This is a genomic window from Mesoflavibacter sp., from assembly GCF_964226795.1.
Taxonomy (GTDB): domain Bacteria; phylum Bacteroidota; class Bacteroidia; order Flavobacteriales; family Flavobacteriaceae; genus Mesoflavibacter; species Mesoflavibacter zeaxanthinifaciens.
Window position 1 is genome coordinate 1 of the sequence record NZ_CAXQQP010000016.1, and the last position, 21,134, is coordinate 21,134.

General features: G+C 30.2%; 21 protein-coding genes and 1 tRNA gene. 8 read left to right on the forward strand and 14 right to left on the reverse strand.

Features of this window, described 5'->3' with window-relative positions:
- Positions 1-236: 236 nt before the first annotated feature.
- The gene (locus tag ACEQT4_RS12425) at positions 237-701 is read right to left on the reverse strand and encodes a hypothetical protein (RefSeq protein WP_370228095.1); all 465 of its coding nucleotides are present in this window, start codon (positions 699-701) and stop codon (positions 237-239) included.
- A 207-nt stretch (positions 702-908) separates the two neighbouring features.
- On the opposite strand from ACEQT4_RS12425, the gene ACEQT4_RS12430 reads away from it, so the two are divergent.
- Positions 909-1,976: a tyrosine-type recombinase/integrase gene (locus ACEQT4_RS12430; RefSeq protein ID WP_370228097.1), complete on the forward strand. Its 1,068-nt coding sequence runs from the start codon at positions 909-911 to the stop codon at positions 1,974-1,976.
- Between the two features lie 164 nt (positions 1,977-2,140).
- Here the strand turns inward: ACEQT4_RS12430 and ACEQT4_RS12435 are convergent, their stop codons facing one another.
- Positions 2,141-2,824 carry a DUF2490 domain-containing protein gene (locus ACEQT4_RS12435; protein ID WP_370228099.1) on the reverse strand — a complete coding sequence of 228 codons (684 nt, stop codon included), beginning with the start codon at positions 2,822-2,824 and terminating at the stop codon, positions 2,141-2,143.
- The gene (locus ACEQT4_RS12440) at positions 2,824-3,393 is read right to left on the reverse strand and encodes a hypothetical protein (RefSeq protein WP_370228101.1); all 570 of its coding nucleotides are present in this window, start codon (positions 3,391-3,393) and stop codon (positions 2,824-2,826) included. The genes ACEQT4_RS12435 and ACEQT4_RS12440 overlap by 1 nt, the downstream gene beginning before the upstream one ends.
- 45 nt (positions 3,394-3,438) lie before the next feature.
- On the opposite strand from ACEQT4_RS12440, the gene ACEQT4_RS12445 reads away from it, so the two are divergent.
- Complete coding sequence (locus tag ACEQT4_RS12445; protein ID WP_336129338.1) at positions 3,439-3,774, forward strand: tRNA-binding protein; 336 nt, start codon at positions 3,439-3,441, stop codon at positions 3,772-3,774.
- Between the two features lie 138 nt (positions 3,775-3,912).
- Here ACEQT4_RS12445 and ACEQT4_RS12450 read toward each other — a convergent pair whose 3' ends face one another.
- On the reverse strand, positions 3,913-4,284 hold the full coding sequence (locus ACEQT4_RS12450) for a PUR family DNA/RNA-binding protein (RefSeq protein WP_036226860.1): 372 nt from the start codon (positions 4,282-4,284) through the stop codon (positions 3,913-3,915).
- 83 nt (positions 4,285-4,367) lie between these two features.
- Entirely contained in the window at positions 4,368-6,110 is a 1,743-nt protein-coding gene (locus ACEQT4_RS12455) for an ABC transporter ATP-binding protein (RefSeq protein WP_370228103.1), read from the reverse strand.
- 149 nt (positions 6,111-6,259) lie between these two features.
- On the opposite strand from ACEQT4_RS12455, the gene ACEQT4_RS12460 reads away from it, so the two are divergent.
- From ACEQT4_RS12460 to yajC, 4 genes are all read left to right on the forward strand, one after another.
- Positions 6,260-7,363: a Glu/Leu/Phe/Val dehydrogenase gene (locus ACEQT4_RS12460; protein WP_370228105.1), complete on the forward strand. Its 1,104-nt coding sequence runs from the start codon at positions 6,260-6,262 to the stop codon at positions 7,361-7,363.
- 122 nt (positions 7,364-7,485) lie between these two features.
- Positions 7,486-8,430, forward strand: coding sequence for a transcription antitermination factor NusB (gene nusB / locus ACEQT4_RS12465; protein ID WP_370228268.1), 945 nt, complete (start codon positions 7,486-7,488; stop codon positions 8,428-8,430).
- 84 nt (positions 8,431-8,514) lie between these two features.
- Positions 8,515-9,000, forward strand: a complete 486-nt coding sequence (locus ACEQT4_RS12470) for a DUF1573 domain-containing protein (RefSeq protein WP_027878576.1) — start codon at positions 8,515-8,517, stop codon at positions 8,998-9,000.
- A gap of 2 nt (positions 9,001-9,002) precedes the next feature.
- Positions 9,003-9,296, forward strand: coding sequence for a preprotein translocase subunit YajC (yajC, locus tag ACEQT4_RS12475; protein ID WP_027878577.1), 294 nt, complete (start codon positions 9,003-9,005; stop codon positions 9,294-9,296).
- Between the two features lie 105 nt (positions 9,297-9,401).
- Here yajC and ACEQT4_RS12480 read toward each other — a convergent pair whose 3' ends face one another.
- A complete protein-coding gene (locus tag ACEQT4_RS12480) occupies positions 9,402-10,004 on the reverse strand; it encodes a YdeI family protein (protein WP_370228108.1) in 603 nt (200 codons plus the stop codon).
- A gap of 174 nt (positions 10,005-10,178) precedes the next feature.
- Here ACEQT4_RS12480 and ACEQT4_RS12485 point away from each other — a divergent pair, with 174 nt between their 5' ends.
- Positions 10,179-12,557: a TonB-dependent siderophore receptor gene (locus ACEQT4_RS12485; protein ID WP_370228110.1), complete on the forward strand. Its 2,379-nt coding sequence runs from the start codon at positions 10,179-10,181 to the stop codon at positions 12,555-12,557.
- Positions 12,558-12,708: 151 nt separating this feature from the next.
- Positions 12,709-12,790, forward strand: a tRNA-Tyr gene (locus tag ACEQT4_RS12490).
- Between the two features lie 67 nt (positions 12,791-12,857).
- Here ACEQT4_RS12490 and ACEQT4_RS12495 read toward each other — a convergent pair.
- The 8 genes from ACEQT4_RS12495 to ACEQT4_RS12530 form a co-directional block, all read right to left on the reverse strand.
- Positions 12,858-13,289: a DUF2141 domain-containing protein gene (locus ACEQT4_RS12495; RefSeq protein WP_370228112.1), complete on the reverse strand. Its 432-nt coding sequence runs from the start codon at positions 13,287-13,289 to the stop codon at positions 12,858-12,860.
- Positions 13,290-13,391: 102 nt separating this feature from the next.
- The gene (locus ACEQT4_RS12500; protein WP_370228114.1) at positions 13,392-14,636 is read right to left on the reverse strand and encodes an OmpA family protein; all 1,245 of its coding nucleotides are present in this window, start codon (positions 14,634-14,636) and stop codon (positions 13,392-13,394) included.
- A gap of 94 nt (positions 14,637-14,730) precedes the next feature.
- Complete coding sequence (locus tag ACEQT4_RS12505) at positions 14,731-16,062, reverse strand: DUF58 domain-containing protein (protein WP_370228116.1); 1,332 nt, start codon at positions 16,060-16,062, stop codon at positions 14,731-14,733.
- A 71-nt stretch (positions 16,063-16,133) separates the two neighbouring features.
- A complete protein-coding gene (locus ACEQT4_RS12510) occupies positions 16,134-17,228 on the reverse strand; it encodes an AAA family ATPase (protein WP_370228118.1) in 1,095 nt (364 codons plus the stop codon).
- Between the two features lie 3 nt (positions 17,229-17,231).
- Complete coding sequence (locus ACEQT4_RS12515) at positions 17,232-18,428, reverse strand: DUF4350 domain-containing protein (RefSeq protein ID WP_370228120.1); 1,197 nt, start codon at positions 18,426-18,428, stop codon at positions 17,232-17,234.
- Positions 18,425-19,195, reverse strand: a complete 771-nt coding sequence (locus ACEQT4_RS12520; protein ID WP_370228122.1) for a DUF4129 domain-containing protein — start codon at positions 19,193-19,195, stop codon at positions 18,425-18,427. Before ACEQT4_RS12520 ends, ACEQT4_RS12515 begins: the two co-directional genes overlap by 4 nt.
- Positions 19,188-20,129 carry a hypothetical protein gene (locus ACEQT4_RS12525; RefSeq protein WP_370228124.1) on the reverse strand — a complete coding sequence of 314 codons (942 nt, stop codon included), beginning with the start codon at positions 20,127-20,129 and terminating at the stop codon, positions 19,188-19,190. Before ACEQT4_RS12525 ends, ACEQT4_RS12520 begins: the two co-directional genes overlap by 8 nt.
- The gene (locus ACEQT4_RS12530) at positions 20,110-21,093 is read right to left on the reverse strand and encodes a stage II sporulation protein M (protein WP_106676995.1); all 984 of its coding nucleotides are present in this window, start codon (positions 21,091-21,093) and stop codon (positions 20,110-20,112) included. The genes ACEQT4_RS12525 and ACEQT4_RS12530 overlap by 20 nt, the downstream gene beginning before the upstream one ends.
- Positions 21,094-21,134 lie beyond the last annotated feature (41 nt).

The window sequence follows — 21,134 nt, forward strand, 5'->3', positions numbered from 1 at the left end:
CAAGATTGAAAAAAAAATAACAAACATAAAATGCCTGTATATGTCAATATATTATCTTTTATGTTCATAAGTATCTCGTATCTCTAATTGGCTACAACGGTCTAGTATAACCGTCAGTTACGGGTTAATATGCGTTAATTTTCGGTTTAGCACTGGCTTTAGCAATTCCGAGTGGATTCGGACGTAGTCGAATCCGCCGTAATTGCGGTTATACATTGTTGTAAGCTGGCTTTTTTTCATCGACATCTTATTAAAATTCCACCTTGAGGGAAATTCAATTCAGCTATGTATTTTTCGTCAGTCAAACATCCATATCGTTTTCTAAATTTCCGTTCCCTAAAATCATAAACTCTTAAAATCAGATAGCTTTTGTCAAAATGATGTTTTTGCATTTCAATTCCGAAATTCACGCTGTTGTAATACTTTCCCTTAAGAGCATAGTAGTCAAAAGTCAGAGTTATTTTTTTAGTCGATTCAGCTTTTATTTTTTCCCAATCTTCTTTTTGAAGTCTTAATTCTCCAGGATGATATCCGACAAGATTTCTGCTTTTCGTTCCGTCCGCATTTTCGAAATTCAGATATGCACCAGCGATTTCTCCAACAACTAATCTTTCGTTTACTTCAATTACCATATTCAGATTTTGTCCAAATCCGTTTATTGTAATTAAAAGAAGTAGTGCAAAAATCAGTTTAAATTTCATTCAGAGTTCGGTTTTTTAGCTTGCTTACAACACTTATATATACGCAATAATACTAAATATAAAATAAATATTCAATCTATAAGCATAAATATTTAAAAGCTCATTGTTTACAGTGTGTTAAGAGATTTTAAATTAATTGCGCAATTGGTATATCTAATTAAAATTATTTTTTATTTTTGGTAAATAGATATACAAATTACGCAGGTTTTGGTTTTAAGTAATTATTCGTTTCAATTTGGTAAACACAATGACAAAGATGTTATTTGGATTAAGTTTCCATACTCCTCAACGCTCATAAATCAACTCAAAAAACGTTTTCCTTCTGCAAAATGGAGTAAGACTCAAAAATGCTGGTACATGATAGATGGTACTTCGGTTAGAGAAGCGTTACAGCTACCAAATAAAGACAAATCTGTTGGTTATCTGCAAAAAATTCATCCAAATAATCAAGAAGCTTTTATAAATTTTCATCAGTTACTTAAACTTAAAGCATATAGCCCAAACACCATAAAAACCTATCTTTATGAGTTTGCACATTTACTTAAATTGATAAAAAATTATGATGTAAATATGCTTACTCCAGAAAAACTAAAATCCTACTTTTTATTTTGTTTAGAGCATGATAAAATGAAAGAACGAAAACTTAATGGAAAGATTAATGCTATTAAATTTTATTACGAGCAAGTATTACATAAACCAAAAATGTTTTTTGATATACCTAGACCCAAAAAGCCAATTACATTACCTAAACATTTATCTAAAAACGAAATAAAACGCCTATTTAAACAGGTTAAAAATGAAAAACATCTGCTTATTTTAAAACTGGTTTATGGCATGGGTTTACGCCTAAGCGAAGTGACTAATCTTAAAATAACCGATATTGATAGCGAAAATATGATGGTTAGAGTAGAAGGAGCAAAAGGAAAAAAAGACCGCGTAGTAAATTTACCCGAAAGTATTTTGGAAGAAATGCGTGATTACTACCAAAAATACAAACCAGAATATTATTTATTTAACGGTCAATACGGCGGAAAATATTCGACCAGAAGCGTGCAAAGTATTTTTAAAACCGCAATGAAAAAAGCCAGAATTAACAAACGTATTGGTATACATGGTTTAAGACACAGCTACGCTACACATCTTTTAGAAAGTGGCGCAGATATTAGGTTTATTCAAGAATTATTAGGACATTATAGCATTAAAACTACGCAGGTTTATACCAATGTAACTAATCTTTCTAAGCATAAAATTAAAAGTCCTTTGGATTATTTGTAAATAAAATTTCTGCGAAAAGAGGAATCTAAAAAACATGTATTGTCCTTATTCAGATTGTTCACTAAGCATAGTTGAAGTGATGCATGGCTGAAAAATCAATATTATAATAATCTTAATTAAAGATCCTTTGACTACTAATACATTTGTAATGTACAGAATAACGTTTATAAGCTTACATACCAACCAATAGTTAACCAATATCTGTTTCTGGTATTATTATTAACAAAATCGTTAAAGCGATATTCTAAACCAAGCTCTAGTTTATTATTATCTGTAAAAACATAGCCAAAGATAGGCGATAATCTTAATTCTAAATCGTAATCCTTACTTTCAAAAATATTTAAGTATTCATTACTTATTTTAAAATACCATTCTTGCGCATCTACAGTTTGACCGTTTAAAGGCAAATCAAAAGTTAAACGATATCTAAGTCTTAATTGCATATCTTGATCACTTTCAAAAGTTTGATCGGATGCAAATCTATGTCCCAAACGGTAATTGCTTAGAGTATTTATAATAGTAAATTGTTGTATACTACGTTTAATAATCTCTTTATTGGTAAATCTAAGTAAAAATCCACCAGCCAATTTATTGTTTAATCCTACTTTTTTAGAGACTACAAAAGCTGCGTCTGTATGTACGTAATCGTATCCAGAATTTTTGGTACTGTTGGTAATGCCTTCTTTAAATAATTGCCTAAATTCTGATTTAAAATTTAACTGCCAATTATTGCTTAAAGGTTTACTAATGTTTAATGTAGGTAATGTACCAACTTGGTATCTGTTTTGAGCAAAACTAACCGAAATAGCAAGTAGACATATAACTAAAAAAGCATAACGTTTTTTCATTAAAACTCGATATTATCAGTGTTTCTAAACACAATTTTAGACGTAGCTTCTAATTGTCCTGTGTGGTTAAATAAAAGCTCAAAAAGATGTTTTCCAGAATCAGATTTTCCTTTTACAACTATTTCATATTTAACCGTAATATTATTTTTAACATCATCCTTAAAATAGTTGATTAGGTCTTTTTCTTCAGCAGAAAACTGAATTTGTATCTTTCTAATCTTATGCTTTATAAAAGTGTTTTGTAAAGAGTTTATAATGTTTTGTTGAATGGTTTTTGGTAGATCATTCCATTTTTTTTCAATTTCAATATCTTCAATTGTTCCGTTAGTATCAAATTCGATACTGTATTTTTTACCTTTAAATTTAGATTTTGCTTCAAAGCTAATCCCGTTATTGCTTTGCTCTTTATACCATTTTACTTTTTTAGATTGAATGATTTTTGATACAAATAACCTGGCTTTTTTAGGTACGTTTGTAAACGAAATTTTAGACTCTTGCTCATATTTATTTTGAGCTGAAAGTTGAAGCACTGTGAAAAAAAGTAGAGGTAGAAAAATTAATTTTTTCATGAGTAAACAATTATCTTACAAAGATAAACATTGAAATAAATATTTATGAGTAATACTATTCAATTTGAAGATTTCACAAAAGTAGATCTAAGAATAGGAACCATCATAGAGGTTAAAGATTTTCCTGAAGCACGTAACCCTGCATTTCAGTTAAAAATTGATTTTGGAGGTTTAGGTGTTAAAAAAACATCTGCTCAAATAACCACTATTTATAATAAAGAAGATTTACTTAATAAACAGATTGTAGCTGTTGTAAATTTTCCTAAAAAACAGATTGCTAATTTTATGAGCGAGTGTTTAGTTGTTGGTGCAGTAAAAGAAAAAGATGTGTTTTTACTTAATCCAGAACAAAAAGTACCAAATGGGACTAGTGTAAGTTAAAAATACTTAAAAGTAGTTTTGATAAGATGTGCAACTGTGATTTAGAACTTAAGCGAAGAATTTTAAAAAAATAAGGCATAAAAAAAGCGCTTTTTAAAATAAAAAAAGCGCCTTTTAAGTTAGAGTAGTTAAGTTATCTTATATATCGTCAAAGTCTACATCTGTAAATCTGCTTTCTGCACTTTCAGAAGTAACTTGTTCTGTATTGTATTCTTTTTTAAAGTCTTTTTGATGACGCTCGCTAATTACTTCTTCACCTTTTTCATTCACGATATAATCGGTCATTTCTTTTAAGATGGTGTTAAATTCGCTAAAATCTTCTTTGTATAAGTAGATTTTATGTTTTTTGTAATGAAATGATCCATCGTCGTTAGTAAACTTTTTACTTTCTGTAATGGTTAAATAATAATCGTCTGCTTTAGTAGCTCTTACATCAAAAAAATAAGTACGTCTTCCTGCTCTAAGTACTTTAGAAAAAATTTCCTCTTTCTCCATCATTTCGTTATTCATAATATGAGTTGTGTTTGTTAAAAATTTCTAAATCAAAAATCAAAAAAAAAGTTGAATGTCACAACAATTTCATGCAAATCTTTTTATTTGGTTGTCTTTAAGTATAGCTCTTTGTAGTAACCATCTGTGTTTATAAGCTGATCGTGTGTGCCAGATTGTACAATTTTACCGTTGTCTAATACTATAATTTTATGTGCATTTTTGGCTGCAGATATACGGTGACTTACAATTATAGATGTTTTTCCTTCGGTTATTTTTTTAAGATTATTTAATATTTTTTCTTCTGTTTCTGTATCTACAGCAGATAAACAATCATCAAATAACATTATTTGTGGCTGTTTTATTAATGCTCTGGCAATAGACACACGTTGTTTTTGTCCGCCAGATAATGTAATACCACGTTCACCTAAAACAGTATCATATTGTTTATTAAACTTGATAATATTTTTATGGACTTGTGCTTGTTTTGCAGCTTCAATAACTTCTTGGTCTGTTGCATTTTCTTTACCAAATTTTATGTTGTTATTAATAGTGTCACTAAATAAAAAGGCGTCTTGTGGCACGTAACCAATTGCGTTTCTTAAACTGTTTAAGTTAAGTTGCTCTATTGGGTTTTGGTCTATACTAATTTCTCCTTTTTCTACATCATACAACCTTCCAACCAGATCTAAAACGGTAGATTTACCAGATCCTGTTTTACCAATTATAGCTAGTGTTTCGCCAGAATTCACTTTAAAACTTACGTTTTTTAAGGCTTGTATATTAGTATCATCATAGGTAAAGGACACGTTTTTAAACTCGATATCACCTTTTATAGTAGAAGGTTTTGGATTGTTGTTTTTAATTTCAGGTTCGGTCTTTAAAAACTCGTTTATTCTTTTTTGTGACGCTTCTGCTTCTTGTACAATAGAGGTAACCCAACCAACAGTAGCAACTGGCCAAGTTAGCATGTTTACGTACATAATAAATTCAGAAATGGTTCCTAAAGTAATCTCTCCAGCCATATATTGTTTACCGCCAAAGTAAATCACTACAATGTTACTTAACCCGATTAATAAAATCATCATCGGGAAGAAAAATGCTTGAATGCGTACCAAACTTAGTTGTTTTTGTTTACTAGTTTCGGCTAAATCTTCAAAATTATTATAGGTTTGTGGCTCTATTCCGTAGGCTTTAATTACTGAAATTCCGCTAAATGTTTCTTGAGAAAACGTTGATAGTTTTGATAAAAACTGTTGTACAACGGTACTTCTTTTATGTATTTCGGAACTAATTTTATAGATAATAACCGATAAAATTGGTAATGGTATTAAGGTGTACATTGTTAACGTTGGCGATTGTCGGTACATAAAAATAATAACAACCACAAAAAGCGTTAAGGTGTTAATACTGTACATTAAGGCAGGACCAACATACATACGTACTTTACCAACATCTTCGCTAATACGATTCATTAAATCTCCAGTTCTATTTTTCTTATAAAAATTAAGCGATAGTCTTTGATACTGTTGGTAGACTTCATTTTTTAAATCGGCTTCTATAAATCTAGAAACGTTAATTAAAGTTTGACGCATTAAAAAGGTCATAATACCCGAAAATGCAGCAGCACCAACAATAATTAAAATGTATTTAAGAAGTGTACTTTTAAATAGAGCTTCATTTATATTTTCATTTTGAAGCTGTTGGTTAACCACATCGATTATAGATCCAATGTATTTTGGGACAAAAACCGAAAAGACTTTAGAAGCTATAGTTATAAAAATACCAATAATAATACGGCTTCTGTACTTGTAAAAATATTTATTAAGATGTTGTAGTTCTTTCATTAAGAAATTAATAATTGAAATAAATGATATTATCAAATTCGTATTTTAACACTAAAAAAATTGTTCATATATTAATTATAGTCTAATTTTGCACCGTCATTTTATAAAATTTATATTTTGACTAGGTTTAAAATTAATATCAATAAAAAATGATTTCAGAATTAATCAATACAAATCAATTACAAAAAGCAGATCCTGTTTTTGGGCAATTATCTTTTGACAATCACGAACAAGTTGTTTTTTGCAACGACAAAGATACGGGATTAAAAGCAATAATCGGGATACATAATACAGTATTAGGACCTGCATTAGGAGGAACCAGAATGTGGCAGTATGCTAACGAGTGGGAAGCACTTAATGACGTACTACGTTTATCACGCGGTATGACTTTTAAATCTGCAATTACAGGATTAAACTTAGGTGGAGGAAAAGCAGTAATTATTGGTGATGCAAAAACGCAAAAAACACCAGAATTAATGAAACGTTTTGGAGAGTTTGTACATAGCCTAAGCGGAAAATATATTACAGCAGAAGATGTTGGTATGGAAACATCAGATATGGATTTAGTAAGAGAAGTAACACCATACGTAACAGGTATTTCTGAAGAAAAAGGAGGCGCAGGTAACCCATCACCAATTACCGCATACGGTGTGTTTATGGGGATGAAAGCTGCAGCTAAATTTAAATTTGGCACGGATGTATTAGAAGGTAAAAAAGTAATAGTACAAGGTATTGGTCATGTTGGCGAAACTTTAGTAGAACACTTAGTACAAGAAGGAGCAAAAGTAATTATAGACGATATTAACCAAGAGCGTCTTGAAGCTATTAGTAAAAAGTACGGTGCAACAATTTATAAAGGTGAAAATATTTATGCAGAAGAAGTAGATATTTACGCACCATGTGCATTAGGAGCAACAATTAACGATGCTACTATCCAAACATTAAAAGCAAAAGTTGTAGCAGGAGCAGCAAACAACCAATTAGCAGACGAGATTAAACACGGTCGTCTACTACAAGAAAAAGGTATTGTTTACGCACCAGACTTTTTAATTAACGCTGGAGGAATAATTAATGTTTACGCAGAATTAGAAAATTATGACAAAACAGAAATTATGCGCAAAACAGAAAACATATACAATACAACTATTGAGATTTTAAACAATGCAGATGTTAATAATATCACTTCACATCAAGCTGCTTTAAATATTGCACAAAGTAGAATAGAAGCAAGAAAAAAAGAAAATCAACAATAGGTTATCCTATAAATTATATTATTTTTGCAAGGCGAAAGAAACTATTTCTTTCGCCTTTTTTAATTTAACAAGAAAAGCATTTTAAACTAAATAGTGCGCAACCCAAAAAGTTCTTTGTAATGATGTTAACAAGAAGACATATTCGTGTAAAAGTAATGCAAACCCTATTTGCATTTGATGGTACAGAAAGTGATGATTTTACAAAAGATCAAAAGTTTTTATTGTACAGTATAGACAATATGTATAACCTGTATTTACTATTAATGTCTTTATTAGTAGAAATCAATAAAAAAGCGACAACTCATCTAGAAACCGCACAAAAAAAACATCTAGCCACAGAAGAAGATAAAAATCCAAATAAAAAGTTTATTAACAACCAATTACTACAATTAATCGTTAATAACGAAAGACTAAAAGTTCAATTAGAAGACAGAAAAATAACAAATTGGCAATTAGATAACGAGTACGTAGATTTACTTTACAAAGAAATTAAAAACAGTGATCTGTACAAAGATTACATGTCAACAAAGACCTCTACTTTTAAAGAAGATAAAAACTTTGTAATAGATATCTTTAAAGAAATTATAGCACCAAACGATAAACTTTACGATTATCTAGAAGATAAAAATCTAACATGGTTAGACGATTTACCAACAGTAAATACATTTATCCTTAAATTATTAAGAAAACTTAAAGAAACTAGTGATCCTGTAACTTTAACACCAAAGCTATACAAAGATATAGAAGATAAAGAGTACGCTATAAAACTATTTAAAAAGACATTACTAAATCAAAGTAAGTTAGGAGAAGAAATTTCTGGAAAAACAAGTAATTGGGACAGAGATCGTATTGCATCACTAGATATGGTATTACTAAAAATGGCAATATGCGAGTTATTGCACTTTTCTTCAATACCAACCAAAGTAACAATTAATGAGTACTTAGAAATATCTAAAGAATATTCTACACCAAAAAGTAGCATATTTATAAATGGTATTTTAGATAAACTATTAAAAGAATACCAAAACGAAGGAAAACTAAATAAAGTAGGTAGAGGATTGATGTAGTAAAAAAATATTCTTACTTTTACCAATCTAAATTTTTAACCTTTTAGCCAATTTGGCAATAAATAACTATTAAATATTAATATTATGAAAAAAGTACTAGTTTTATTAAGTGCAATTTGCTTAGTAGGATTTACATCATGTAAGGAAGATGCAACAAAAAAAATTGATGCAGAAAATGTTGCAGCTGCAGCAGAAAGAGATGCAAAAGCAAACGTTTTTCCTGTAATGGAATTTGATAAAACAGAGCATGACTTTGGCGAAATAGCTTCTGGTACACCTGTAGAAACTGTGTTTACTTACAAAAACGTGGGAGAAGCACCATTAGTAATTACAGATGTAAAAAGTTCTTGTGGATGTACTATTCCTAAAGATTGGTCAAGAGAGCCATTAGCACCAGGCGAATCAGGAAAGTTTACAGTTAAATTTAACGGTAAAGGAACAAACAAAGTAACTAAAGTAGTAACAGTTACTGCAAACACTAAAACAGGAAGAGAAACTGTAAAAATCTCTGCTTTTGTGAAGCCAGATCCAAATGCTGCTCAAAAAGCTAACTTACCTATGGCACAATAATTATGGGAGAAATAGGAAGTTTTTTACCAATAATTTTAATGTTTGCTGTAGTATACTTTTTTATGATAGCACCACAAATGAAACGTGCTAAACAAGAAAAAAAGTTTGCTGCAGAATTAAAACGCGGTGATAAAGTAATTACAAAAAGTGGTTTACATGGTAAAGTTGTAGATCTTAATGAAAAAGATAACAGCTGTATTATAGAAACTATGTCTGGTAAATTAAAGTTTGATCGTTCTGCAATTTCTATGGAAATGAGTAAAACATTAAACAATCCATCAGTAGAAAAAAAGTAATTATTACGACATATTTAAAAAAAGGCAACCAAGTTGGTTGCCTTTTTTTATTATATATCATTTCAAAAGATTATTAGATACCACATAACTAAAGCACGATGTAAATTAACAATTTTTATATTTATCATGTAAGCCCTTTAACTCCATAATCATAGGCGTTATTTTTTCTAACCGATTTTTTTTTGTTGATTCTCGTTTAGCTTCACTTATATAATTACAATATTCCTTTTGTTTAGAAGGACTTAGTTTTTCAAAAGCATCTTTAAGATTATTATCTTCTTTAAAAGCAAATTCTAATTCTGTAGGAATCGTAATATCTGCTTTTTTAGTTCTTGTAGCTTTAATCTCTTTACCTAATTTTTGATTTTGTATAGCCTCTTTTACATAAGATAAAACTAAATTAGAGTTTACTGTATCATCCACTTCAAACCGCATTTGTCTCAATGCTTTAGTTTTTCCTTCTTGCGCATTAACTAAGACATTAGCTTCATCCTTTAAAAACACACCATTAAAAAACCATAAACAGTAATGATTTTTAAAAGCACCTAATCCAACTACATTCTTCCCATTTATAGAGTAGGTTGGTGCATTCCATTTTATTTGTTCTTCTAATTCTGTTGAAATTAAAAGCTGTCTTAAAGCAATTAACTGATTAGAAAAGTTTGGATGATTCTCAATATACTCATCAACTGAACTTACCTTTTTCATTTTATTATTATTTAGGACTAAGTTACATAATTTATATCTTAAACTTTTACATAAATTAGGTTGTTGACTTTCAAATCATTATAAATATTATTTATATTTAGTCTAAATAAAGTTTGTTTTGTTTGTTTTCAGACATATATTTGCGGCATTATTTAAAATCAATCTAAATAAATTATGTTAAAAAATATTACTCTATTATTAATTTTGTTTACGCAATTTGCTATTGCACAATCAAAAATTGAAGGTCAAGTTATTGGTCAAACTAATGAGATAATTCCTTTTGCAAATGTTATTATAGAAGGTACATCTAAAGGAACATCTGCAAATCAAGAAGGTTATTATTCATTAGAAAATTTACCAAAGGGAACGTACAATATCAAAGTGTCTTATGTTGGTTTTTTATCACAAACAAAGACAGTAAACTTAGAAGCAAATCAAACTTTAACAGTTAATTTTCAACTAAAAGGAGATACAGACCTAGAAGAAGTTGAAGTTTTTGGAAGTCGTTTTAAACATCCGGATAAAATTGAAGCATTAACTAGATTACCATTAGCTCCTTATGAGCAAATACAGAGTATTTCTATTATTTCTGATAAGCTAATAATGCAACAAGGTAATTTAACCATTTCTGAAGCAACTATAAATGTACCAGGTGTATATACTTTTGCCACTTATGGTAATAAGAGAGAAAGCATGTCTTCACGTGGGTTTAGAGGAATTCCTATTTTAAAAAATGGAGTTAGAGTACATTCAGATTTTAGAGGTGTAGGAATATTAACAGATATGCAAGGTGTAGATAATATACAAGTATTAAAAGGAGCTGCATCTATTACGCAAGGTGTAGCTACAGACTTAGGTAGTCCTGGTGGAGTTATCAATTTAGTTACAAAAACACCTAAGTATACTTTTGGTGGTAACGCGTCATTACGTGCAGGTAGTTTTGGTCAAGCACGTACTACTTTTGATGTGTATGGTCCATTAACTAAATCTCAAAATACAGCCTTTAGAATTAACGGAGCTTTAGAAAGAGCAGATAGCTTTAGGGATAATGTGTCTAGTGACCGTTTTTATATCAATCCATCTTTTGAATGGAAAGCAGATGAGAAAACTACATTTACTTTTGAAATGGATTATTTTGAAGATAGTCGTACGCCAGATGTAGGAACAGTCAATCTTGCAGAAAATAATGTAAATGCTATTTACGATCTTCCTGATAGTCAATTTTTAGGATATGAAAACGATAAGTCGTTAACCACAAATGCCACTTATGCCATACGTTTTGATAGAAAATTAACCGATAAATTAAGCCTAAAAGGAGCTTTTTATAAATCTAATTTAGATTTAGATGATAAAGGAGCTAGCCTAGGAAGTGTAGTTGAAGACATTAACGGAAACTCTATTTATAATCAAAGAGTAAGAGGTTATTCTGTGTCTAATAGAACTGATGACAATAGTGTGTTACAGTTTGATTTAATAGGTGATGAAATTGAAACAGGTAAAATAAAGCACAGTTTTCAAGTAGGGTTTGATTATCGTACCTCTAATTTTAGCACAACATCTCAACGTGTTTCAGCAATAGATACTATAGATGTTTTTACAACAAACACACACACTTTACCAGATAATTTAAATTTTTCTGCAGTAAATATAGGAGGAGCAAAATCTAAAGCAATCGGTTTTGTCGCTCAAGACGTTATTACATTTAACAAATGGTTTAAAACCTTTTTAGGTGTACGTTACAGTAAAACTCAAACAATAACTGATACCGAAACAACACAAAGTGATGCATTTAATCCATTAGGAGGAATTATAGTATCACCATTTAATAATGTTAACTTATTTGCTTCTTACACTAATAGCTCTTATCCAAGAACAGCAACTCGTTTAGATGTTAATGGAAATGAATTAGGTAACGAAAGATTTGATCAATTTGAAACAGGAGTAAAAACCAATTGGTTAAATAATAGATTGCGTTTTAACTTGACGTATTTCAAAATCAATAACAGAGATATCAACCTTCCTGTGTATGATGAAAACTGGGTTGCAACTGGTTACTATCAAAAAGGAGGAAACGATCAAAGACAAGGTGTTGAGGTTGAATTAAGTGGACGTATTTTTGAAAATTTAGAAGTGATTACAGGTTACTCATATATAGATGCGCAGTACAAAGAACATACGTCTTTCGTTTACGGTTCTTCACCGTTAAACACACCAAAGCACACATTTAATGCTTATGCTAACTACAGCTTTAAACAACAATTAGAAGGATTATCTGTTGGAGCAGGAGTATATTATACAGGAGAAAGACCAATTAACGATTGGAGTGCTGGTGCTGTAACGCATGAAGGTATTGTGCCAAATCAAGAACCATTTAATGTAGATGCATACACTCAAGTTAACGCTCAAGTAGCTTACAAATTCAATCAAAATTTTAACTTTAGAGTACTAATAAATAATATGTTTAATGAAATAGGTTATAACGCATATAGAACACGTTTTATTAACCAAACCGATCCAATAAATTTTGCAGGTGTATTGACTTACTCATTTTAATTTTATGAAATCGTCATTATTTAAAAATAAATTCTTTAAAATATTTTTGCCTTAAAATGTTAAAAATCAATTTATTCTAAAATAATTTGTAAAAAGGTTAAAATTTTACTTTGTTTAGAATAATAACTTAAATATATTTGCCGACGGTTTTGGGGAGATACTCAAGCGGCCAACGAGGGCAGACTGTAAATCTGCTGACTATGTCTTCGCAGGTTCGAATCCTGCTCTCCCCACAAAAAAAGCGCTCTACTTAGAGCGCTTTTTTAGTTTTTTGATTGATTGAGTTGGTTGGTTTATTGATTAAAATCTAATATTAAAGCTTAAATCTTTATCGTTTACTTCAAATTTTGCATCTTGGTATTGAGGCGGACCATAAGACATTGGGTTATTTGACATACCATAACTTTCTAATGGCATACCATTTTCAAAATCCATACGATTATTATCATTTTCGTCATGCATAACCATAATGGCGTATGTGCCAACTTCAATATTTTTAAAAGTAACAGTTACTTGTCCATTTTCTATTTTAGACTTTAAGTTTTTTATACCAGGACCTTTCATAAAAGTGTCTTCGGTATGTAGACCCAAAATAACACTACCTTTATCATTTTTAATGTTTTGTATGGTAACAGTAATATTTTGACCATTAGAAGTTACTTTTGTTTCTGTTTGAGCATTTACATTTAAAGTAAATATTAAAGCTATTAAAAGTGTGTAAATAGTTTTCATAATTAATCGGTTTTGTTGTTTTTTGATAGTTCAAATGTCTAACAAAACATGAGGCTTTCACAAACTAAGTCACCGAACTGTAGATTTTTTATGATGAATTGTTTATTCTACAGGAATTACCTCTACACGTCTGTTTTTTACTCTACCTTCTTCTGTATTACTTGTGTCTACAGGATATTGTTCTCCAAAACCTTTAACTATTAAACTTTCTGCGTTAATGCCTTTATTTAATAAGTAATTTTTTACTGTATTAGCTCTTTCAAAAGATAGTTTAAGATTGGTTTCTTCTGTTGCCGTATTATCTGTATGTCCAGAAATTAAATATTTTTTAAATTTTCCTTTTGATATAAGTTGAGCAATATTCTCAAGTTTTTTAATTTCTGAAGGTCTAATTTCTGCTTTACTTAATTCAAAATAAATTACAATAGGTTTTAGGTTTTTAAGCTCTTCTTTACTGTAAGCATTTTTTATCTCTTTTTTAGGACAACCATTTTCTGTTCCTTGTAATTTAGGACATTTATCATATTTATCTGGTACACCATCTTTATCATAATCTGGTAATGGACAACCTTTGTTGCTAATATCTCCTGCTATTGTAGGACATCTATCATAAAGGTCTGCAACACCATCGTTATCTTGATCTGGACAACCGTTATTGGTTCCTGGTGTTTCTGGACAGTTGTCTTCTTTATCAGGTATTCCATCTTTATCGGTGTCAGGACATCCATTAAATTTTGCTAATCCAAATGTGTCAGGACATTCGTCCTCTTGATTAAAAATACCATCATTATCATTGTCTGCACCTCCAAATTTGAAAATTATTCCTGCAGAATGTTGATAATGGCTTAAACCATAATCTTCAAAAGCATGCTTGTAGGCACTTTGTGCTGTAAAGCCAAAATTGTATGTCAACCAAAAATCAATACCTACAGCTCCGTTTACTGTTCCTGCGCCAATTTCGTCTAACCAAGTATATCCGCCACCAAGACTTACGTATGGATTAAAAGTAATATTATTGATTAGTTTGTATTTAAACATACCGTCAATAGATATGTACGGGAATTTTTCGTCTCTGTTGGTATGTTCTTGTTTTATGCTATTAAGGGATACAAGTGCTTCAAAAGATATTTTATTCTTTAAATGTCTAGCTAAAGCTAATTTAAAACCTGCAGGATCCATATTCCATGTTTGAAATTTTCCTTCTTCGCCAGGTAATTTTCTAACTGGATTGTTTACTGCGTTTGTACTTAAGCTTGCTGTCCAAGGAGAATAATTATCTTGAGCAAAAGTTGTTAATGTAAAGGATAGGGAAAGAATTACAGTTAGTAATAAAACTAAGTGTTTCATGTTTTTAGTAAATTGATTAATAGCAAAGCCAATATAAACTAAAAAAACAGAATATTAAAAATAAATAGATAACAGGTAAAGTTTGGCGATTAGCTTACAATAAACCACGTGCTTTAATTTCTAAATACTTATTAATAGTATCTAATGTAAGGTTTTCTGGTGTGGTTAAAATAGAGTAAATACCATACTTTTTAAGTTCGTTAACGATTAGGCGTTTTTCAAAAGCAAATTTTTCTGCAATTACCTTATCATAAGTTTGCTGTATCGTTTCGGCAGGTGCTTTGATAAATTTATCTAGCTCTGTGTTTTCAAAGAAAATAACGACTAGTAAATGGTTTTTTGCAATACCTTTTAAATACGGTAATTGTCTGTGTAAACTGTCTAAGGTTTCGAAGTTTGTATAAAGTAATATTAAACTTCTGTGTGTAATATTTCTTTTTATATCTGCATATAATCTGCCAAAGTCACTCTCAAAAAAATCGGTATTAACGTTGTATAAGCCTTCAAGAATTAAATTCATTTGAGATGTTCTTCTTTCAGCAACTACACGATTTTCAACACGTTTAGAAAAGGTAAAAATCCCTGCTTTGTCTTGCTTTTTTAATGCTACATTGCTAATCACTAAAGATGCATTTATGGCATAATCCAGAAGGGTTAATTGGTTAAAAGGCATTTTCATAACACGACCTTTGTCTATAACCGAGTAGACTGGTTGCGATTTTTCATCTTGAAATTGATTAACCATTAACGCATTTCGTTTTGCAGTAGCTTTCCAGTTAATGGTACGCAAATCGTCACCTAAAACATAGTCTTTAATTTGCTCAAACTCCATTGTGTGACCAAGTCTACGCACTTTTTTGATACCGTATTGCAACAAATTATTACTAAAAGCCATCAAGTCGTATTTTTTTAATTGAATAAAACTTGGGTAGTTAGGTACCATTGTATTATCGTTAAAAGTAAAACGTCTTGCAACTAAACCAAACACCGATTTTGCGTATATATTTAGTTTGCCAAAGTGATATTCGCCACGTTCTACCGGACGTAATTGATATTCTAATTTAGATGAAGATGTTGCGTTTAGCTTTCTTTCAATATTAAAATCTCTTACTTGAAATTGTTCAGGAATTTCGTCAATGATATTTGTATATATAGGAAATGTATAAAAGTTTTCAATTTCAAGTTGAATTGGATTTTGATCTCCGTTTGAAAGTTTTTCGGGTAAAATTCTTGAGGCTAAAATCCCTTTTTTAGCTGAAAATAATAGCAACGTATCTAATAATGTTAATGCGATTAAACCTAAAAGCAAAAAAGAAACAATATTGAGTAATCTTGGAAACAAAAAGCTAACCACATACAGTATCATTATGGCAATACATGCATAGAAAAAACGGTTTTGTATGTAAAATGGTTTTATAAGTTTCACTTGATTAGTTCTAAGTTTAAAGTTCTAAGTTGAAAGACTGTTTACTGTTTACTGCTAACTGCAAACTGAAATTACCTTGGTATTTCTACAGCTTCTATAATTTGTTTTATAATTTGTTTGCTTGTTACACCTTCCAGTTCGCGTTCTGGTGTTACAATAACACGATGTTGTAAGACTGGTATTGCTGCTTGTTTAATGTCTTCAGGTGTTACAAAATCGCGTCCATTCATTGCAGCGAAAGCTTTACTAGATTTTAGAATGGCTATAGATGCTCTAGGTGATGCACCTAAATATAAAAATGGGTTATTACGCGTGTTTACTATAATATCTGCGATGTATTTTATCAAATGACTTTCGATAATAATCTGATTGACTAAATCTTGAAATTCTTTAATTTTTTCTTGACTTAAATAAGTCGTGATTTGATTAATTTTTTTATTTCCTTTTAAGTCGTGTTCTCGATTTAAGATTTCTATTTCTTCTTCTAAATTAGGGTAATCAATATCTATTTTGAAAAGAAAACGGTCTAATTGTGCTTCTGGTAAACGATATGTCCCTTCTTGTTCTACAGGGTTTTGAGTAGCTAAAACAATAAAAGGTAAACTCATTTGATATTTATTACCGTCTATAGTTATTTGGCGTTCTTCCATTACTTCAAACAAAGCAGCTTGTGTTTTTGCTGGTGCACGGTTAATCTCGTCAATTAAAACCATGTTAGAAAAAATAGGACCTTTTTTAAATTCAAATTCAGATTTTTTCATGTCAAAAACCGAAGTTCCTAAAATATCACTAGGCATTAAATCGGGCGTAAATTGAATACGACTAAAATCTATTGCTAAAGATTTGGCTAATAAACGTGCCGATATTGTTTTTGCAACACCAGGAACACCTTCTATTAATGCATGACCGTTGGCTAAAATAGCTGCAATTAGCATATCAATCATTCCTTTTTGACCAACAATTACTTTACTAATTTCTGACTTTATTTGCGCAACACCTTGTTGCAGTTCGGTTAAGTCAATACGGTTTGTAAAGTTTACATTATCGTCACTTGCTTCTGGTGTAGCATTATCTGAAGTAACATCATTTGTTGGTGCTGAATTTTCTGTGTTTTCAGCATCTGACGGAATGTGATTTTTTTTGTCTTCGTTATTAAATTCTTCCATAATTTATGCGGTGTAAAAATCTTCTATTTGCTTATTTAAATGGATTAAATCTGCTTCTGTACATTGTGGTTTTGCTTTTAAATGTACTATAGATTTAACTAACTGTTGTATTTGTTCTTTATCTTTTCCTGATTTCTGGATCAGTAGCTTGGTAAAACGTTCGTCTAAAACTTGAGTATCCAAAAAGTAAACACGTCTTAAATATTCTAAAAAGTAAGTTATTTTCTTTTCAACTAAATTATTATGGTCTTTAGTTTCGTAATATAAATTACCAATGGTTTTTGTAAATGCTACGGTAGTATTTTCGTGAGGTTTAATTTCTTTAACAATGCGTTGTCTTCGTTTTGCGTTAAAAATTAAGAACAAAAGCAAACTAATTAATCCTAAATACCAAGCATAACGTAGTGCATCTTGACTTAATATAAACCTAAGTTTAGAACCGCTAACGTTGGTGTTAGCTTTATTTAATGAGTTGTAAAAAATATTGTCTTCTGGCAGATAGCCTAAAACAGCTTCGGTATATTTTTTATTATTTTTCTTTAATAAACTATAATTTGTGAAGGCTATAGGTTGTAGATGAAGTAAAAACTGACCATCATAATGTTTTACTTTTATAAAGTTAGGAAACGCAATACTGTCAAAGGTTTGATGTCCTAAAACAGTTGTTATACTTTTATCAAGTTTTGAAAAATGAAAGTTGTTAATACCTCTATCTATGGTGATGCTATCTGTTTTAAACCTTGGATTGGTTAATGTAAAATAGCTATTACCTTTTAAGTCATATTCATTAGTTGTATTAAATCCTAAAGAGTCTTTTAATCGTTTAGGAAAGTAATTGCTAGACATTAAAACTGTATTACCGTAGGATACAAAATCTAAAAGTTCTTGTGCAGAAATATCGTCCATTTCTGAGTATTGAGCAATGTGTATAAAATTACCTGTAGTGGTGTATTCATCTTCTTCCCAATTGTAATACTCGTCAAAAAACTCGTAAGGTGTTTTTCTTACGTCTGTAAATTCTTTATCAGAAAAAACGTTTTCTAATTCTTCATGAAAAATATAAGTTCCAAAAGGTATTTTATGTCTTTCATTATAAGTTGGTTTCCAATTTATAGGTCGTTCTTTAGTAAGCTCAATAAAAGCAATTAAGCCTAAAAAAAGGATTAGTAAGCCTACGTAAATTTTTATAGTTCTGTTCATGCTTTTACTGAGTTTAAAAAGTTAGTAAAAGCACGTTTTGCTTTGTCAAACTGAGCTTGATCTACATTAAACTCGCCATACCAAATGTAATTATATAGGTAAGATGTATAGGCAAATTGTTCTGAGATTTCTGGTGTTTTTATTTCGTATTGATAGTCGCTGTTTGTTTTTTCTGGATCGTAGTCTATAATTTCTTTTTCTGATAAGCCTTTTAAAAGCCACAAATAGTAATATCTAATGGCAAGTCTGTAATTGTTATTACTTTCGGCTTCGCTTATTAAAGCTTTAAAATTTGTTTGATGAATGTTGTTTTCTAGATCTGTTACAGGAATAATTTTTTTATCTGAAGATTTGCCAAAAACCCATGTACCTTCTTTATTTACAATAGCTTTAAAGATGAAATAAATAACCAATAAGAAAATGATAACACCAGCAATTTTTAGAGCTAAATCTGTAGCTCTAGAGGCTTGACCAGCGTTTTGAATGTTAAAAAGACTTTTTAGAAAATCTGAAACCGCTTTTTTAAAACGTGTCCACCAACCAGAACTAGCTTTACTGCGTTGGTAAATAAAATCGTCTCCGGTATATTTTTCAGATAAGTTATCAAATTGTTTTGGTAGGACGTTTGCATTATCTGTTGTTACAGAATCTATTGCTTCTAAATACTCATAGTCTTCATAAACTTCTTGCGAGTGTTTTTGAAGCGCATTAGCAGTACCAAAAGCTAATAAAAAAAGGATAATATGTAGTTTAAGTAATTTACTCACCAGATCCTATTTCGTCAATAACACTTTTAGTATTTACGTTTTCGCTAGTTTCTTTTAAACCGTAATACACAATACTTTGGTTAACTTGTATAATGGTTTGTAAAGTTGTACTAATAATAAATGCAATTACAGAAATAACTATAGCTAAAATTAAACTACCAACAGGCATCTCATCTATAGTTACAGGTTCTTGTATAACAGTTATACTTTGTACACCTTGTACAATACCCTGAATTAGACCAACACCCATCTGTACAACGTAAGCCATTAAGTAAAAAATACCAATGCAACCTACAGCATGCCAAAATTTACTTCTAATTAATTGCCATGCATAACCAAAGCTATCCCAAAAATTACGTTTATTGTCTAATTGCTCTAAAAGCGTCATATGGTAAAGACTACTAAAGATACCTATTAAAAACGGTAGCGCAAGTATACCAACAATAGTTATTGCTAGTATAAAACCAACGATACCAAAGATAATAGCCAAAGGTATAGCTAAAATAAAACCTAAAATTACAAACATGATAAGTTTACCAGCGTTAGCTTTGTAGCTATCTTTAATTTCTTTCATACCAAAATTGGGACCATTATGCTTTTCAAAAAGTTTAAAGTAAATAGGAGTGAAGGCATACACAATTATCCAAAATAATATAGATAAAATCACAACACCTATAATGGTAAGCAAAAAAACACCAAAGTTTTCATTAGCAAATTGGTCTATTGACGCAGATGGGTTACCAGAAGTAGAAAAACTATACATAAAAGACTCTGTATAAGTTTTAGTTACATAATAACTTACAATAGCTAATAGAATAATAAGTGCACCACTAACAGTAAAAAAGAAAGTAAAGAAGTGTTTACCGTGTTCTTTTAAAAAAGTAAATGTGTCTTGAAAAAACGAGTTAAAGTCTCTATTTTGATAAAGCTTCATAGTTTAGTTTTGTTTTTCGGTTAACAATAAACGGATATATTAAATAGTAAAATGAAATTATGCTTAGCGTAGTAAGTATGATACCAATAGATAGCCAATTTGGCATTATGTTAGAATATCTAGTAACATAACCTTCTAAAAATCCAGCAGCAATAGTAAAAGGAAATGTGCTTATTAAAATTTTAACTCCAACTTTTACACCTCTTTTAAAAGATGTCATCCTAGAGAAAGTTTTAGGAAATAAAATACTAGCGCCTAAAATAAAACCAGCAGCACCTTCTATAACAATTGCAAAAATCTCCATAGCGCCATGTATCCAGATACCTCTAACGCTTTCCCAAAACACATCTTCTTTTACAAACATATATTGAAAAGAACCTAGCATAATGCCATTTTCCATTAAAATATAACCTGTGCCTAAACCTCCAAAAATACCAAAGACAAAAGAGGTTATGCCAACATAAAGGTTGTTTAATGTAATACCAAAAGCGCTTCCCCAATTACTACCACTTTTGTAAATAGCAACAGGATCTCCTTTTTCAATATTTTCTAAGGTTAAATTAACGTAATGATCACCAAGAACAAGTCTAATAAAAGCATCATCAAACTCTGCAGATAAAGCACCAATAGCTACAAAACTTAAAAAAACTAAAAAAGCGTAAGCCACGTAACGTCTGTATTCATACATTATTAATGGTACTTCAGTCTTCCAAAAATATACAAATCTATTAGTGTCTTGTCGCTTAGTTTTATAGATTTTTTGGAACGCTTTTGCTGCTAAATTATTAAGATATAAAACTGTTTTACTTTTTGGGTAATACGTTTGTGCATATGACAAGTCATTAACCAATTGTGTGTAAAGTGAGGCTAATTCGTCAGGGTTTTTTAGTTGTTTTCCAAAAATAGCTTGTTCAAATTCTAGCCATTTTTCTTTGTTGGTTTTGATAAAAGCGACTTCTCTCATAAAGCAACCAAATCTACATATTTTTTATATTAAAACCACTT

Excerpts from the sequence above, each read along its gene's own strand:
- ACEQT4_RS12470 (WP_027878576.1), top strand. The coding sequence starts at position 8,515 with ATGAAAAAAGTACTAGTTTTATTAAGTGCAATTTGCTTAGTAGGATTT.
- ACEQT4_RS12485 (WP_370228110.1), top strand. The coding sequence starts at position 10,179 with ATGTTAAAAAATATTACTCTATTATTAATTTTGTTTACGCAATTTGCT.
- ACEQT4_RS12530 (WP_106676995.1), bottom strand. The coding sequence starts at position 21,093 with ATGAGAGAAGTCGCTTTTATCAAAACCAACAAAGAAAAATGGCTAGAA.
- ACEQT4_RS12450 (WP_036226860.1), bottom strand. The coding sequence starts at position 4,284 with ATGAATAACGAAATGATGGAGAAAGAGGAAATTTTTTCTAAAGTACTT.
- ACEQT4_RS12495 (WP_370228112.1), bottom strand. The coding sequence starts at position 13,289 with ATGAAAACTATTTACACACTTTTAATAGCTTTAATATTTACTTTAAAT.
- ACEQT4_RS12480 (WP_370228108.1), bottom strand. The coding sequence starts at position 10,004 with ATGAAAAAGGTAAGTTCAGTTGATGAGTATATTGAGAATCATCCAAAC.
- yajC (WP_027878577.1), top strand. The coding sequence starts at position 9,003 with ATGGGAGAAATAGGAAGTTTTTTACCAATAATTTTAATGTTTGCTGTA.
- nusB (WP_370228268.1), top strand. The coding sequence starts at position 7,486 with ATGTTAACAAGAAGACATATTCGTGTAAAAGTAATGCAAACCCTATTT.
- ACEQT4_RS12445 (WP_336129338.1), top strand. The coding sequence starts at position 3,439 with ATGAGTAATACTATTCAATTTGAAGATTTCACAAAAGTAGATCTAAGA.
- ACEQT4_RS12515 (WP_370228120.1), bottom strand. The coding sequence starts at position 18,428 with ATGAACAGAACTATAAAAATTTACGTAGGCTTACTAATCCTTTTTTTA.
- ACEQT4_RS12525 (WP_370228124.1), bottom strand. The coding sequence starts at position 20,129 with ATGAAGCTTTATCAAAATAGAGACTTTAACTCGTTTTTTCAAGACACA.
- ACEQT4_RS12500 (WP_370228114.1), bottom strand. The coding sequence starts at position 14,636 with ATGAAACACTTAGTTTTATTACTAACTGTAATTCTTTCCCTATCCTTT.
- ACEQT4_RS12510 (WP_370228118.1), bottom strand. The coding sequence starts at position 17,228 with ATGGAAGAATTTAATAACGAAGACAAAAAAAATCACATTCCGTCAGAT.
- ACEQT4_RS12440 (WP_370228101.1), bottom strand. The coding sequence starts at position 3,393 with ATGAAAAAATTAATTTTTCTACCTCTACTTTTTTTCACAGTGCTTCAA.
- ACEQT4_RS12435 (WP_370228099.1), bottom strand. The coding sequence starts at position 2,824 with ATGAAAAAACGTTATGCTTTTTTAGTTATATGTCTACTTGCTATTTCG.
- ACEQT4_RS12455 (WP_370228103.1), bottom strand. The coding sequence starts at position 6,110 with ATGAAAGAACTACAACATCTTAATAAATATTTTTACAAGTACAGAAGC.
- ACEQT4_RS12460 (WP_370228105.1), top strand. The coding sequence starts at position 6,260 with ATGATTTCAGAATTAATCAATACAAATCAATTACAAAAAGCAGATCCT.
- ACEQT4_RS12425 (WP_370228095.1), bottom strand. The coding sequence starts at position 701 with ATGAAATTTAAACTGATTTTTGCACTACTTCTTTTAATTACAATAAAC.